This window comes from Micromonospora endolithica, from assembly GCF_003626595.1.
GTDB lineage: Bacteria > Actinomycetota > Actinomycetes > Mycobacteriales > Micromonosporaceae > Micromonospora > Micromonospora endolithica.
On sequence record NZ_RBAK01000021.1, the window covers coordinates 67,735 to 81,381 of the forward strand.

Annotated in this window: 22 protein-coding genes and 1 pseudogene; 1 reads left to right on the top strand and 22 read right to left on the bottom strand. The window is 72.4% G+C overall.

The window, feature by feature from the left end; genetic code table 11:
* Positions 1-9: 9 nt before the first annotated feature.
* The 22 genes from D7223_RS31130 to D7223_RS32615 form a co-directional block, all read right to left on the bottom strand.
* Positions 10-258 (bottom strand): hypothetical protein, encoded by a 249-nt coding sequence (locus D7223_RS31130; protein ID WP_120733051.1) that lies wholly within the window; start codon positions 256-258, stop codon positions 10-12.
* Positions 259-269: 11 nt separating this feature from the next.
* Complete coding sequence (locus tag D7223_RS31135; RefSeq protein ID WP_147252572.1) at positions 270-1,886, bottom strand: hypothetical protein; 1,617 nt, start codon at positions 1,884-1,886, stop codon at positions 270-272.
* Positions 1,807-2,379 (bottom strand): hypothetical protein, encoded by a 573-nt coding sequence (locus tag D7223_RS33130; protein ID WP_186832245.1) that lies wholly within the window; start codon positions 2,377-2,379, stop codon positions 1,807-1,809. Before D7223_RS33130 ends, D7223_RS31135 begins: the two co-directional genes overlap by 80 nt.
* A 437-nt stretch (positions 2,380-2,816) precedes the next feature.
* On the bottom strand, positions 2,817-3,152 hold the full coding sequence (locus D7223_RS31145; RefSeq protein ID WP_120733055.1) for a hypothetical protein: 336 nt from the start codon (positions 3,150-3,152) through the stop codon (positions 2,817-2,819).
* Between the two features lie 162 nt (positions 3,153-3,314).
* Complete coding sequence (locus tag D7223_RS31150; RefSeq protein WP_120733057.1) at positions 3,315-3,554, bottom strand: hypothetical protein; 240 nt, start codon at positions 3,552-3,554, stop codon at positions 3,315-3,317.
* Positions 3,551-3,829 (bottom strand): hypothetical protein, encoded by a 279-nt coding sequence (locus D7223_RS31155; RefSeq protein WP_120733059.1) that lies wholly within the window; start codon positions 3,827-3,829, stop codon positions 3,551-3,553. The genes D7223_RS31150 and D7223_RS31155 overlap by 4 nt, the downstream gene beginning before the upstream one ends.
* Positions 3,826-4,509: a hypothetical protein gene (locus tag D7223_RS33805; RefSeq protein ID WP_238162303.1), complete on the bottom strand. Its 684-nt coding sequence runs from the start codon at positions 4,507-4,509 to the stop codon at positions 3,826-3,828. The genes D7223_RS31155 and D7223_RS33805 overlap by 4 nt, the downstream gene beginning before the upstream one ends.
* The gene (locus D7223_RS31165) at positions 4,506-4,721 is read right to left on the bottom strand and encodes a hypothetical protein (protein ID WP_120733061.1); all 216 of its coding nucleotides are present in this window, start codon (positions 4,719-4,721) and stop codon (positions 4,506-4,508) included. Before D7223_RS31165 ends, D7223_RS33805 begins: the two co-directional genes overlap by 4 nt.
* Before the next feature lie 146 nt (positions 4,722-4,867).
* Positions 4,868-5,083, bottom strand: coding sequence for a hypothetical protein (locus D7223_RS31170; RefSeq protein ID WP_120733063.1), 216 nt, complete (start codon positions 5,081-5,083; stop codon positions 4,868-4,870).
* A 15-nt stretch (positions 5,084-5,098) separates the two neighbouring features.
* Positions 5,099-5,410 carry a DUF4031 domain-containing protein gene (locus D7223_RS31175; RefSeq protein ID WP_120733065.1) on the bottom strand — a complete coding sequence of 104 codons (312 nt, stop codon included), beginning with the start codon at positions 5,408-5,410 and terminating at the stop codon, positions 5,099-5,101.
* 3 nt (positions 5,411-5,413) lie between these two features.
* Complete coding sequence (locus D7223_RS31180; protein ID WP_120733067.1) at positions 5,414-6,757, bottom strand: coiled-coil domain-containing protein; 1,344 nt, start codon at positions 6,755-6,757, stop codon at positions 5,414-5,416.
* A 207-nt stretch (positions 6,758-6,964) separates the two neighbouring features.
* Complete coding sequence (locus D7223_RS31185) at positions 6,965-7,822, bottom strand: hypothetical protein (protein ID WP_120733069.1); 858 nt, start codon at positions 7,820-7,822, stop codon at positions 6,965-6,967.
* A gap of 81 nt (positions 7,823-7,903) precedes the next feature.
* Positions 7,904-8,263: a VVA0879 family protein gene (locus D7223_RS31190; protein WP_120733071.1), complete on the bottom strand. Its 360-nt coding sequence runs from the start codon at positions 8,261-8,263 to the stop codon at positions 7,904-7,906.
* Positions 8,260-8,685, bottom strand: coding sequence for a hypothetical protein (locus D7223_RS31195; protein ID WP_120733073.1), 426 nt, complete (start codon positions 8,683-8,685; stop codon positions 8,260-8,262). Before D7223_RS31195 ends, D7223_RS31190 begins: the two co-directional genes overlap by 4 nt.
* On the bottom strand, positions 8,682-8,861 hold the full coding sequence (locus tag D7223_RS31200) for a hypothetical protein (RefSeq protein ID WP_120733075.1): 180 nt from the start codon (positions 8,859-8,861) through the stop codon (positions 8,682-8,684). Before D7223_RS31200 ends, D7223_RS31195 begins: the two co-directional genes overlap by 4 nt.
* Entirely contained in the window at positions 8,858-9,058 is a 201-nt protein-coding gene (locus D7223_RS31205) for a hypothetical protein (RefSeq protein ID WP_120733077.1), read from the bottom strand. Before D7223_RS31205 ends, D7223_RS31200 begins: the two co-directional genes overlap by 4 nt.
* Complete coding sequence (locus D7223_RS31210; RefSeq protein ID WP_238162304.1) at positions 9,055-9,324, bottom strand: hypothetical protein; 270 nt, start codon at positions 9,322-9,324, stop codon at positions 9,055-9,057. Before D7223_RS31210 ends, D7223_RS31205 begins: the two co-directional genes overlap by 4 nt.
* Positions 9,317-10,921, bottom strand: a complete 1,605-nt coding sequence (locus D7223_RS31215; protein WP_120733079.1) for a UvrD-helicase domain-containing protein — start codon at positions 10,919-10,921, stop codon at positions 9,317-9,319. Before D7223_RS31215 ends, D7223_RS31210 begins: the two co-directional genes overlap by 8 nt.
* Positions 10,918-12,225, bottom strand: a complete 1,308-nt coding sequence (locus tag D7223_RS31220) for a hypothetical protein (RefSeq protein WP_120733081.1) — start codon at positions 12,223-12,225, stop codon at positions 10,918-10,920. The genes D7223_RS31215 and D7223_RS31220 overlap by 4 nt, the downstream gene beginning before the upstream one ends.
* Positions 12,222-12,461, bottom strand: coding sequence for a helix-turn-helix domain-containing protein (locus D7223_RS31225; RefSeq protein ID WP_120733083.1), 240 nt, complete (start codon positions 12,459-12,461; stop codon positions 12,222-12,224). The genes D7223_RS31220 and D7223_RS31225 overlap by 4 nt, the downstream gene beginning before the upstream one ends.
* The gene (locus D7223_RS31230; protein ID WP_120733085.1) at positions 12,458-12,904 is read right to left on the bottom strand and encodes a hypothetical protein; all 447 of its coding nucleotides are present in this window, start codon (positions 12,902-12,904) and stop codon (positions 12,458-12,460) included. The genes D7223_RS31225 and D7223_RS31230 overlap by 4 nt, the downstream gene beginning before the upstream one ends.
* Positions 12,901-13,362: a DUF7666 domain-containing protein gene (locus tag D7223_RS32615; RefSeq protein ID WP_147252571.1), complete on the bottom strand. Its 462-nt coding sequence runs from the start codon at positions 13,360-13,362 to the stop codon at positions 12,901-12,903. Before D7223_RS32615 ends, D7223_RS31230 begins: the two co-directional genes overlap by 4 nt.
* A 25-nt stretch (positions 13,363-13,387) precedes the next feature.
* On the opposite strand from D7223_RS32615, the pseudogene D7223_RS32910 reads away from it, so the two are divergent.
* A pseudogene (locus D7223_RS32910) lies at positions 13,388-13,647 on the top strand (hypothetical protein); the annotation flags it as partial.

Genomic DNA, 13,647 nt, shown 5'->3' on the forward strand with positions numbered 1-13,647 from the left:
CCCTCTCACTCACGCGATCCGGCGGACCGGCGGCCCGTCGGGAAGCTCCTGCTGCACCCGGTACGCCCGCCGCGCGGCGCCGATGGCCGCGCCGAGCGCCGCCGCCGTACGGCCCCGGGTGCCCGCCGGACGGGCGGCGCGGACGTTCGCCCACGCCACCAGCAGCAGGCCACCGCCGAGCAGCGCCAGCGGCGCCCACACCAGCCACAGGAACGCCACGATCAGCCCGTACCCGAGCGCCTCCACCACGTTGTTCATCGCCGGCCCCCTCACCAGATGTTCGGCGCAGCCTCGGCAACAATGAGGTGCGCGCGCGTCTCATACGCCCAGTGCGCCAGCGTCACCGCCACCAGCGGGGCGATGTTCGCCGAGTGCTTCCGGCCCCACGCGGTGCCGCCGTCGCCGATCGATCGGATCTTCGCCCCACCGAGCGCGGCGTCGAGGTGCGGCTGGCCACGATGCCGGCCCTGCTTCTGCTTCGCGGTGTCGACGAACTTGCCCCAGGCGTCGGCCATGTCCTGCGGCCCCGAGACGACGAGGTCGCCGTGCTTGGGCTCCTGCGGGTCGGCGGACGGCTTGATGCCCCTCTTCATCAGGTCGGACACCAGCGACCCCGCCGGGCCCTTACCGTCGATCGCGATGACCAGTGGGTTGTGCTTGGTCTTCAGCGCGACCACCCGGTCCACGATCCAGTCGGTCCCCTGCCGGTTCTCGATCAGCTCCCAATGAGCCAGCCCGTCCGCACGGACTCCCGCGATGGCGATAGCGCCGTCCCGTTCCGGGCTGACGTCTATCGCGATGGCGATGTCACCCACGCGCTTCGACTCCCGATCGGCGAGGGCCTCCCACAGCTCGCCGGAGATGACCGCACCGTTCTGCGCCCGGATCTCACGCGGCCAGATCCCGAGCCGTTCCCGCGGGTAGCCCGCCCGGTCGGACCGCAGCTCCCGCTCGATCGTCTCCAGGCTGATGCGGATGCCGTACGCCGGGTTGACCTCGGCGGCGGTCGCCGGGTCGTCGATGTCGACCTGGATGTCGTCTAGGTCGCCGGCGTGACCCCAGTCGCGGTAGCCGAGCGACGGGTCCTGCTCCCACGGCCCATCGTCCGCGTCACGGGGGGCGGTCGGGTCGCCGCGGCGCCTCAGGTCGTACATGATCTCGCCGGTGTCACCCTTCAGCGGCGGTGACGAGGTGTAGATGATCTGCGGGTTCGGCCGGGCGCTCAGGGTGTAGAGCAGGGCGGAGTGTTCGTCCCGGTCGTAGTCGAACGTCTCGTCGATGATGTTGACGTCGCCACTCATGCCCCGGCCGCCGCCAGCCGACCGGGCGATGAACAGGATCCGGGCACCCGTGTCGAGACGCTCGAAGCCCCGGTTGTCGTTGGCGTTGGAGACCTTGACGAGGACCTCTTCCTCGCGGGGCTCGCCGGTCTCCTCATCGACGACAACGGCCGGCACCCACCAAAGGTCGTCGTTGTTGGGCTTCACCTTCCGGCCGAGGGCCCGGATCAGAGCTTTGACCCGCCGGAACATCTCGACGGCGGTCTTGTAGAGGTGGGCGCTCCAGAGGATCAGCTGCTCACCCAGCAGGAGAAAACCGGTCAGCGCGCGGGCCTCCAGCATGCCGCCCTTGCCGTTCTGCCGGCTCACCCACTCGCAGTACTCGTAGCAGGCCCACTGGCCGTCTTCCCGGCAGGACGTCATGAGCGTGACGCCGTCGACCTGCCACCCGTCCAGGGGCCGGCGGGCCCGGCGCATCAGCTCGGCTGCTTCCTCGCCGTACGAGTAGGCGTACTCCGGGTGCGTCTCAACCCGCGGCCGTTCCGCCCCTCTTAGCGGCAATCCGAGCGGCGAAGCTGACGACGCGGGGGGAGCCAGCAGGGTCATCGCCAGCATCCTCCTTCGCTGCCGGTGGCCGGGCACTCGGCTGCTGCGGCGCTGCGGCCCCACCCTGGGACGTCCGCAACTCGGCGACCAGGGCCTTGAGCGCGACCTGCTGCTGGCGGGCCTCGGCCAACGCGTTGTTCAGCACGACTTTGACGATCGACCCGTCCTCGTTGGCCGTGTGTAGCCGCATCCACGCGTCCTCGTCGCCGCGGAGGATCCGGTCGAGCACGTCCAGGCGGTCCGCCGCCCGACACGCCTCCTCCAGCAGCACCCGCTCCGCCGGCCTCAACGTCGCGCCGCCCTCGATGACCTCCCGCCACAGCCGCCGTCCCCGCACCCCCATCTCGGAGGCGGTCGGCGCGTCCTCCGTTACGGCGTCACGCGTTACGGGCTCCGTTACGGCCAGCGCCGCGTCACGGCCGCGTTGCTGCTGCTCGGCACGCTTGCGCGCCCGGTAACGGCGCTGCCGCTCAGCGGCGGTGCGGTCGGCCATCGCGCCCTCCAAGATCAGTGCCCGGGGGGAAAAACGGGAGACGTAGCGCGGGGTCTTCCTCCTCGGGTCCTGAAGTTCTGACCCGCCCTCCCGCACCAGGTCACCAGTCTTCGGACGTCGCGAGCCTCGGGGTGGGCTTGCGGGGGGTCTTTGACCAGCGCATTCGTGCGCCTGCTCGGCCGTTGCATCCGTAGTGGGCGAGGCCGACGTTGCGTCGGTCGAGGGGTGCGCCGCCTTGGTACAGCGCCACCTTGTGGTCAACGCTGCGGGACATGGGCGTGCGGGGTGGCAGGGTCTGGTCGACGTACCTGCCGCAGCGGATGCAGTGGGTTTCTTCGGCGTAGACCTGGGCGCAGAGGCGGAGCCAGGGTCTGCCCTTGCGTCCTGCCCAGCGGGCCGCCACGTCGCCTCCTGCTGGGTGTGCGAGCAGGCCGCCGCTACGGCCGGATGATCTCGCCGACCTTGGACGCTGCCAGAGCGGCCTTGATGGTGGCGACGAGGCCCAGGCTCGGGTCGTGGTCGAGCACCACGACGTCGACCGACATGCCGCGGAACGCGTTGCCGCGGGCTGAGGAGAACGCGATCCAGCCGGGCCCGTCGTGGGCGGTGATGCGTTCCTGCCCGTTGGCCCGGCGGACTGTCTCGGACGGCAGGGCGTGGCGGGCCATGCTGGTGAAGGCGTGCCGGGCTTCGTGTTGGGTGTGGCAGAGGACGAGGACGCGGCGGCCGTTGCGCATGTCGTCGAGTGCGCCGGTGATGGTGTAGCGGTTCATCGGGCTCCTCGGTGGTGGGGTGTGCGGGCAGGCCGGCCACCACGTCGACCTGCCCGCTGACCCCGCCCGTGCGCCCCCGCAGACGCACAACAGCCCGGGAGCGAATCGCTCGACCGGGCTGCGGGTTTCTGGGAAGGCTTCGCCCACCCGCGACTGATCAAATCACGCGGCGGTGGCGTGGGCAAGCTGGCGGCGTCGCCCGCGTGTCGAGCGGCGCTTCGCGGCCTCGATGGCGGCCGCCTGGTCGAGGGGTGAGTAGACCGCCCGGCCAACCCGGTGGACGGTGAGGCCGTCGCGCCGTCGCCAGTTGATGACCATGCGGTCGGTGACGTCGGGGCCGAGGCGTGCGGCGATCTCGGCGGCGGTGCCCCAGTCGCGGCCGGTCGCCGAGTCGCGGATCACGCTCGCCCACCGTCGTGCCGCGACCACTGCGGCAGGTCACAGCCGACCAGGTCGATGCGGTCGATTGCACCCTGGAGGATGGCCGAGTCGGTCGCGTTGAGTCCGGTCTGGGCCCGGCAGAGGCGTTCGCGGGCGCCCTTGAGGTCGAGGTACAGCTGGTCCTGGTCGTCGTGGCCGACCTGGGTCGCCTTCACCTCGGCGTAGGTGCGGGCGTGGGCCCACGGGTGGACGCACTCGTTCGGGTAGTCGGGGCAGGCTCGGTCGGGAACGCTCACGGTCGGTCCTCTCGGGTCGGGTTGGCCGGTGCGGCCCCCGCGACCGCGCCGATGGCGTCGGCCCGTCGCCAGATGTGCGGGACGCCTTCAACGGCGCCGGGCATGCCGCACGGGCAGCCGCCGCCGGTGCAGAGGCGGCCGGTGGCGCACACGACGGTCCACGCGTCGACGGGGCCGGCGGTCTGGACAACGAGCTGCCGCTCGCCGCAGTGCGGGCACGGTACGCCGGGCAGTGGTGCCCGGTCGGGTCCGACGCCGACGGCTTCGCGGATCCACCTGTCTTCGTCGGCCAGGTGTCGGGCGATGAGCGCGGCGGTGCCGGGTTGGAGGCGGGGCAGCGCGTCGTAGAGCCGCCACCACGGGTCGGGGCCGGCCGGTGCGGTGGGGAGCTGGTCGGCGAGCCAGCGGAGTTTCGCGGTGGAGCGGTGGAGCATCTCGGCCCACCGGTTGCGGCGTGCGGGTCGGGGGTCGGTGGCGACCACGACCATGCCGGGGGTGGGGTCGCCGTGGCCGCCGAGGGCGTGCCGGCGGCCCCACGCCGGGGAGTGGAGCATGGATGGGGCTTCCAACGCTTCTGCGGCGATCTGGGCGGCCTCGTCGTCGGCGTGGCGGTGGAGGTGGCCGCGTGCCGCCTGGAGAGACCAGGCGGCGGCGGTGGCGTGGAGGTGGTGCGGCGTCACTGGTTCAGCTCCTGCTCGAAGTAGCGGTCGATCATCACGGACCAGTAGCAGCTGGCCTTCTTCGGCGACATGGTCTTGGCGAGTTCCTCGGCGGTCATGCCGCGCCGGTACTGGCATTCGCTGATCTCGTGGCCGAAGTCGCCGCCGCGTTCGTCTCCGCAGTTGGAGCAGTGTGGGTTGCGTCGGCCGAAGCCCTTCGGAAGGTCATTCATCGCGTCCTCCTCACGTGGGCGCCGGGTTGTCTACTGGGGTGGTGGGGAAGCACAGGAACGGCGCTTATGGTGTGGACATATCGGTCGTTCGTGCGGGCTGGGCCGGCCCGGAATGCGACTCGTGTTCGCGTTCCGGGCCGTGGTTGTCATGCGGTCAGGTCGTCGGCGCGCTCGCGGGCCAGGGCGGAGAAGACGCTCGGCGGGAGCGGAAACGTCGGCCCCCGGTCGAGGAAGTCGGCGAAGTCGCGCAGGAGCGCGGCCCCGTAGGTGCGGAGCATCCGGTCGTCGGGTTGTGGGTGCACGTGTTCGATGGCCCATTCACGGGCAGCGAGGAGGGCGGCGATGTCGGTCAGGTCGGGCATGGCGGTCTCCTTCGGTCAGGCGGTGGCACGGGCGGCGGCGCGGCGGGCCTTGGCGATCTCGACCCACTTCCGGATGTCGATCGGCTGAGCACCTGCGGCGATGGCCTCGGTGCGCTTGGTGTCGGTGACGTCGTAGTGCCAGTGCGGGCACGGCTGGCCCTGGGGTGCGCAGGGGCGCTTGCAGGTCTGGTACCAGGACCGCTGGAGCCCGATGTGTTGGGCGAAGGTGTGGAGTTCGGGCTCGGTGTCGGCGGTGAGGTGGGACCAGCGGCTCCGGATCCGGGCGACGGTGGCGGGGATGCGGGCGTTGTCGACGTAGACGGCCACCGGTCAGCTCTCCCGTGCGGTGCGGTTGGCGTGTTCGGCGAGCATCGCCTCCCAGGTCTGCCAGGTGGTGGGGCTGATGCCTTCGCCGCCGTTGCGGCGCATGAGTCGGGCGAGGGCGGCGGCGAGCCGGTCGGTGAGGTCGTCGTGCGGGCGGCCGGTAGCGCGGTCGACGGGCACCACGACGGCCTCGGCGGTGGGGCCGTGGAGGCGTTCCAGGGTTTCGCTGCTGGCGTTGAGGTGGCAGGTGCCGGCGCCGCGCCAGCGTCCGTCGCCGTCGGGGAACCACACCCAGCCGTTGCGGTCGAGGCGGGCGGTGTGGAGTGGGTCGGGCTGGTCCTGCGCGCGGGGGTCCGCGGAACCGACGGGTGGCCGGTCGGCGTCGGTGCTGTCGCCGTCCTGCTCTTCGTCCTGGTCGATGTCGATGAGCAGGACGGTCCGGGTGGGTCCGAACGTCTTCTCGATGTCGTCGCGGGTCATTGGCGTCATGTGGCGGCTTGTCCAGTGACCGCCGTCGCCGGGCCGCCAGACGCTGTCGTCGCGGTCGATGATGGCGCTCTCAGCGCGCTCTAGAGCGTCTGCGAGTGCCGCACCCTCACTCGGGTACCCGTCGACCTCTTCCGGCCCGTCTGTGTTGATCTCGGCGGGCCTGTCGGTGGTGTCGTGGTCGACCCATGCCCGGTCACGCCAGGCGGCGATCCGGTCGGCCTGCTCGTCGAGGTCCTTCAGGCGGCAGATCAGGGTGCCGTTGCGGCGGATCTGCTCGGCTTGGGCGGCGATGCTCCACTCGGCACGGATGAGCTGCTCTCGGGTTCGGTCGTGGAGGGTGCGCTCCTCGGCCAGCTCGGTGGCGACGGTCTCGGTTTCAGCGACCGCTTCGCGTACGGCGCGGGTCTGGCTGCGGAGGTCGTTGGTCAGGACGGTGGTGCGGTTGTGGAGCTGGGTGTGGTGGGCCTGGGTGTCGCGCAGCTCCTCGGCGAGGTCATCGCGTTCGCGTTCGGCGGCGATGACGAGGCCGTGGGCGCGGTTGGCTTCGGCGCGGAACTGGTCGCGCTGAGCGGTCAGGGCGGTGATGTAGCTGGCCAACGTCTGGTTGTCGTCCTCTTTGCCGAGGGCGGTGAGGAGCTGTGTGCGGAGGGCTTGGAGCGCGCGGCGGGCGCTGTCGCGCACCTCCTTGAGGTCGTCGCGGGCGTCGTCGCGTTCCTGCTCGGCGGTGGCGGCTCGGGCGTCGAGCTGGTCGCGCTCGTGCCGGTCGAGGTAGGCGGCGAAGGTACGGGGCTCGGTCATGGGTGCCTCCGTGGCGGTCAGGGTGGCGTCGATGGCGTGGAGGGTGCGGTCAGCGGCGTGCACGGCGGGTCTCCTCGATGTCTTCGCGGATTTGGCGGCAGCGGGTGCGCCAGGCTTGCGGGCTGGGTGGCCACGCGCCGCCCCAGGGGTCGTCTGGGTCGGCGGCCGGCGGCGGCGCGGGTACGTGGGCTCGGGCGCGGGCGATGGCGGCCTGTGCGGACTGCTGGGCACGGCGCTCGCCCGGGGTGCGGTGCCGGTACGGGGTGGCGGTCACGACGCGCTCCGGAGGTGATGGGCGCAGGCGGCCCCGGCGATCTCGTCAACGGCGAGGGTCACCTGGCCTTCGGCGTGGCAGGCGAGGCAGAAGCCGAATCCCTTGGAGGTGGGCTGCCGGTCGAGATTGGTCACCAGGCGGAGGTTCGGGCCGGGGCCGGGGGGCGCTTCGTGCGCGCGGTCGTGAGTTGCGGTCTCAGGCTGAGGTGGTTCCTGTACCGCCGAAGAGAGTGAGCTTTCAATCCCGGTCCCAGGAGCCGAAGGCGACTGGGGTCGCAGGGGGTTTGGGGGCAGCGTGCCCCCAAGGGGAGGTTCCGAGGATGGTTCTCGGGGGGTTCCCGGGAGGTTCACGGGTGGTTTGGGCGGCGCTGCGTCCGTACGTACGGCGTCAGAATCCGTACGTACGGATCGTGTGTCAGTACGTACGGATTCTCCGTCCGTACGTACCGACTCTCCGTCCGTACGCGGCTCCTTCTGCTTGCGCCGGTACGCCCGCACCCGGTCCGCCTCGGCCGCCTTCTTCGCCTCGGCCGCAGCCTCCATCTGAGCCCGCTCTTCCGGGTCCCGCTTCAGGTTCATGCCGAGGTTCCATCGGGGGGTGCCCCACTGGGTGGTGCCGTCCGGGATCAGCAGGCCGGCGGCCTCCAGGCGCTCCTGGGCGCGCTGGATGGTGCGGGCGTCGAAGCCGGTGCGCCAGATGACGTCGGTGATCGCGGCGTGGGTGTCGCGGCCGAACTCGTCGGCGCGCTCCGCTCTCGCCACGAGGACGGCGCGGGCGGTGGTGTCCGGCAGGCCCTTCGGCGTACGCAGCATGGGCGCGTCGTCGAGGGCCCACTGAACGGCCTGGTAGCTCACCCGGTGCTCCTGACTGTCGTACGGTCTGTGCGGGGGGTGGCCGGGCCGGGCGGCGGGGAAGTGCCGCCCGGCCCGGCCCGGTCAGTCGTCGGAGGTGGCCGGCTCTGCGAGGGGGAACGCCCAGATCGAGGCCTCCGGCTTGCCGTCCTCGGCGGGCACGACGACCTCCCACGGGCCACGGAACAGCCCGTACGCGGCCCAGTCGCAGCCGCGGGTGTTGGTCGGGGCCGGTTTCTTCAGCGCGCCGAGGGAACGACCGATGCACTCCTGCCCGGCCATGCCGGGGGGTGCTCCAGCGGCCTTGAAGTCGGCCGGGCTGGCGATGTCGCCGCAGTGCGGGCATCGGAAGGCCCAGAGCAGCGGGTCCGAGCCGAAACGCTCGCGGGCCTCGGCCATGAATTCGTCCTGGGTGAGCTTCCGGTAGGCGGTTGTGAGGCTCATGCGGCTCGGGTCTCCTCGGTCGTGGTGGTCGGGACAGCAGCAGCGGCACGCGCCGCCCGGCGCTTCGCCATCCGACGGCGGTGACACAGCGCCTCGTACTCATTGCGGGGCAGGAACTGGCGGGCCCAGGACCCGAGCTGCGGCACCCGGCAGTGCCGGCACCCGGGCGGCGTCGGCCGCCGCCGGTCCGGCAAGTCGTCCACCGGGTAGCCGCAGCGGTCGCAGACCGGGCAGACGCCGCCGCGCTCGTTGTAGGCGACGCCGGCGCGGATGACCCCGGTCGGCCGGTCGTCGGGCTCACCGGCGGCGCAGGTGGTGCCGACGCGGACCGGGCACACCGCGCACAGGGCGAGGGCGAGCCGGTTTCCGCCGTTGCCGGTGTCCCACATCTCCGGGTCGCGGGTGGTGCACAGGCCGTTCACCGGTGACCTCCGGCGGGCGCCTTGGCTGCGGCGCACGCCGCGCAGTCCCGCCGCTCCATCCGGACGTGCCCCGTCATCCGCCCCGTGGTCTCCATCCGGCAGACGTGCGGGTACGGGGCGTCGACGGGTACCGGTCGGCCGAGCAGGACGCTCGCGCCGATCCACTGGCCGATCACAGCTCGTCCCCGATGCGGCGGAGGTGCTCGGCCTGCGCGGCGGTCACCTCGGGGGGCACGTCCTGGTCGTGGGCCTGGTTGGTCTTGGCCCGGCCGCACACGCACGGCTTCAGGCCGTTGTGGTCGGCGGGCAGCAGCGCGGATGGCGTGTACGGGTGGGTGGCGGTTCGGCGGCCGCCGCGGCGGCGGCGGGTCACACCGCACCACCGGTGAGCCGGTCGAGCGCGTCGGCCAGTTCACGGCGGAGCAGCTCCAGGCGGTGGACTTCGTCGCGCCAGGCGGGGACGTCGTCGGCGACCGCCGCGGCGAGCAGGGCGGCCTTGGCGGTCTGGCCGCTGTCGCGGGCCTCGGCGTACGCCACGTACCGCTCGCCCATCGCGTCCAGGTCGGCCGGCGCGGGCCGGGGCCCGGCCGGGGCCGGCGGGATGCCGGCCCCGGGAAACAGCTGGATCACCTCAGCCACGCGACACCGCCAGGACCGGGCACCGGCACGTCACGTAGCCGTGTTCGGCCAGCGACGCCGCCTCGTGAGCGGGCAGCGGACCGTACGCCGTGTCCACCAGCGGCTCCGGTTCGCCGGCGGGATCGTCGGGCGCGTCGGGCAGGACCACCTGCTCCGGCGCCGGGCCGGCCGCGTACCGGTCCACCCAGGCCAGCCCGTACCGGTCCAGCTGACGCTGCGCCCGGGTGACCGCCACGTACGCCAGCATCACCTCGTCAGCAGCCAGCCGAACCGAACCGTCCTCCCGCGGCTTCGGCTCCTGGAAGTCGTCCGCGATCAGCACGGTCGACCACTCCCGGCCCTTCGCCTTGTGCGCCGTGGACACGACCACGTCGGCGTACCGCTCGTCGACCAGGGCGTCGCACACCCGCATCACCTCGCGGGGCCCGTACCGGTCGATCAGCCGGACGAACACCTTCAGGTCCGAGCCGCCGGCGTCCATCTCGACGTACTCCTGTACCTCCCGCCAGGTGTGGAAGGCGAACAGGTCCGGGTGGTCGGTGGGCGCGCCGGCCTGGAGCCGCTCGGCGGCCTCGGCCATCCGCCGGATGTCGTTGCCGCCGCCGACCAGCGCCGGCTGCCGGCCCTGCCCGAGGGCGTCGATGACGCGGATGATCGCCCCGGCGTTGGACCGGCACAGCACCGCGTCGGGCTCGTCGACGGGCCCCACCCGCGACGGGATCCGGCTGTAGCCGGTCAGCCGCAGGTCGGTGTTGTCGAGCAGGCCCAGCCACTTGTTGGCCTCGTCGGCGACTGCCTGGCCGAACCGGAACGACTGCGACAGCTGGAAGCGGCGGCCGTCGAACGACGCCATCGCGTCGGTCGCGCCCCGCCAGCCGTAGATGGCCTGGGCGCGGTCCCCGACGAGGATCCGTTGCGCCGGCTGCCGGGACACGAGGCCGGCGACGGCTGGGTTGGAGTCCTGGGCTTCGTCGAGCAGTACGTAGTCGGCGTGGATGACCGGGTCGGACAGGATCCACAGCTTGAGGTACATGTCGTGGGTGAACCGGAGCTGCCCGTCGAGGTGGGTCAGGTCGGCGTCCCACGCCTTCTGGGCAACCGGGGTCAGGTACTTCGCCAGCTCGGCCTGGCCGGGCTTGTCGAGGCCGTTGACCAGCGGCACGTGCATCCGCTGCACCGTGCGGTCGTCGCTGTAGCAGAACCGCTGGATGGTCTCGGTGACCAGCCGGGCGAGCTGCTGCGGGGCGAGCATCGTCTCGCCGACCTTCACCGGCTCGTTGATGCCGAGGATGATCGCGGCCTGCCGGGCGGGCACCCGGGGGCCGTTGAGGCGGTGGGCGTACTGCCGGCCGACGGCGCCGTAGGCGAAGGAGTGCGCGGTCTTGCACGTCACCGAGGTGGGGAAGTCCTTCGCGGCGTCGGTGGCGATGCTGCGGTTGTAGGCCAGGTACGCGCCGCGGCGGCGGCCGGCGTCCCGGGCGAGCATCTTCAGGGTGCTGGTCTTGCCGGTGCCGGCTCCTGCCTCGATCGTGAGGTCGTGGCCCTCGCGGGCCGCGGCGATGATCTCGGCCTGCTCCGGGGTCGGGGTGTGGCTCATGCGGCGGCCTGACCTTCCTGGTCGGCGGGCGGGGTGTTCTGCGCGACGACGGCTTCCAGCCGGGTGATGACCTTGTCGGCCTCGGGGAGGCTGAGCTGCCGTTGCGTGGTGACCGGGCGGCCGGTGACCTCGGACAGGAACCGGAGCCGGTCGTCCCGGTCGGTCAGGTCCGCCTCCCGGCACAGGGCGTGGATCTTCTTGTGCATCGGCTCGGTGGCCGGGTTCGACGGGATGAGCTGCTCCTTGCGGATCCGCCACTGGCCGCGCACGTGCTCCAGCTCGGCGGGGCTGATCCGGCCGTCGCGGGCGGCCTCGCCGGCGGCGTTCCAGATCCGGCGCAGCCCGGTCTCGTCGGCGGCGAGGGCGAGGTCGTCGAGCAGGCCGGTGGCAGCAGCGGAGAGGGCGGCCGGCGGTCCGGACACAGGCCGGGACGAGTCGCCAGAGCCGTCCTCGACCGGCGGGGCCGGCTCGGCGTCCGGTTCCGCCGGCTGCAACTCGACCAGGTCCCGGGTGTACGCCTCAGCCGGCGCGCACCGCAGCGTGTCGAAGACGATGCCCTCGACCGTCCAGTTCCGGGCCAGCTCGATCGGCGGGTCGTAGCCGGGTCGGACACCGACGTGCACCGACCGGACCCCGACCACCGTGCCGGGCTTGGTCCGGTCGAGACGCACCCAGCAGGACACGTCGAAGCCGAGCGTCTTGTGGCCCTCGACCCGGTAGTCGCGCTGCCGCTCGATCGGCTTCCCGGCGTCGTCCAGTGCGGCGACCTCCTTGCCGCGGGCGGTCAGCAGGACGATGCCGGGGAAGGTCATCAGCGCGGTCATCAGCTTGCGGTGGCGGGCGCCGGCCTCGTTCCACAGGTCCATGGAGATGGTCGGCTCTTCGTCGGCGGCCAGCTCCTGCCGCTTGTACTTGCGGGCCTTGGCGTTGTACCGCTGGCGGGCCTTGTCCGACGCCCAGTCCTTGAGCAGGTCCCACTCGGCGGTCATCGAGTCGATGACCAGCACCACCGGCGGCTCCCCGGAGGCGGCCGCGCGGGCGGCCTCGGCCTTCACCGCGTCGACGGCGGCTTGGATCTGCGCCCAGGTGCCGTCGTGCTCGACGACGAGGTAGTTGGCCCCGGGGATGGCGCCGTACTCGTCGGCGGCTCCTTCACCGAGGTCGATCCAGTACATCTGGCCGATGCGGGGCGAGGTGCTGAACTGGGCGCAGGCCCAGCTCTTGCCGGACTTCTCGCCGCCCTCGATGAGGATGAGTGGCCAGGGGGCGCGGCCGGTCGGCTTGCGGGTACGCAGGGCGGTCATCGGGTGCGCTCCCGGAGGTCGAGCTGCCCGGCGCGGGCGAGGATGACGATGGCGTGAGCGTTGGTCCTCGCGGCGATCCGGTCCCGCATCCGGGACAGCCGCATGCACATCGCGCTCTCGCCGACGTTTAGCTTCCGGGCGATCTGGAAGACGGTGTAGCCCTCGGCGAGGAGGCGGACGGCGATCAGGTCGGCGGGGGCGATCGTGGGAACGTCGGTGGTGGTCGGGGTGGTCACAGGTCCTCCCCGGCGTCGCGGAGCTGCGCGAGGGCCTGCTGCCGGTCGACCGTCGGCCAGGCGGCGGTGTCGTTGACCGGCCACACCCGGCGGGCGTTGAGCAGGCCGGTGTCCTCGTCCGGGCCGACCGGGAAGAACTTCTCGTCCTCCCGGGTGATGGTCTGGAAAGCGGGGATGCTCAGCCCGTGGTCCGGGTCGACGGTCTTGACGTGGCCGTGGGCGTGCCGGCCGGTCGGCTCGTCGGCGAGCAGCTGATCGGTGGCGGAGCGCAGTTCGGTGCCCCACGTCTCGTCAGCGCCGGTGTGCTCCGGCTCCGGCTCCTGGGCGGGCCGGGCGCTGGCGTGCGCCCAGGAGCCGGCGGCGGTGAGCAGGTTGGTCAGGGCGGCCCGCCAGGTCCGGCGGGTACGCCACGCCATGACGGGGCTCGGGTCGGTGGCGCTCACCGGGTGGCCTCGGTGACCGTGATGCGGCGGCCGAACGCGTCGACCTCGTGCAGCACCCGACAAGCGGGGGCCTTCGCCTTCGGAGTGCCACCGCCGGTGATGGGGCGCAGCGTCGCCGCGTCAACCTCCACGGCCAGCCAGCGGGTCGCGTCGTAGCGGTACTGGGTGGCCATGTGCGGGGTGGGCGAGGTGGGCGAGAAGTGCAGGCCGCCGCCGCACTCGTCGCGGTCGTCCCAGTCGTCGCAGGTGACCGTGTCGCCGACCGTGTAGACGGTGGGCTTGCCGTAGTTGCCGCCGGCGGTGAGGTCGTCACCGAGGGCCTTGTACAGGATCACCGTCCCGTCGGTGACGGTGAGTCCGTGGTGGTCGCACCAGGCGGCGGCGGTGGTGAGGTCGAGTTGGGTGACGTCGATGATGACGCCGCCGGTGACGGTGGCTTGGCCGGAGTGCAGGTGCACGGCGACGTGGGAGCCTGCGGTTACGGTGGAGTGGCCGTGGGCGTGGACACCGCTGGTGCCGTACGCCTGGACGGTGGCCGAGCCGGACGCCTGGACGGTGGCCGAGCCGGACGCCTGGACGGTGGCCGAGCCGTACGCCTGGACGGTGGCCGAGCCGGACGCCTGGACGGTGGCCGAGCCGGACGCCTGGACGGTGGCCGAGCCGGACGCCTGGACGGTGGCCGAGCCGGACGCCTGGACGGTGGCCGAGCCGGACGCCTGGACGGTGGCCGAGCCGGACGCCTG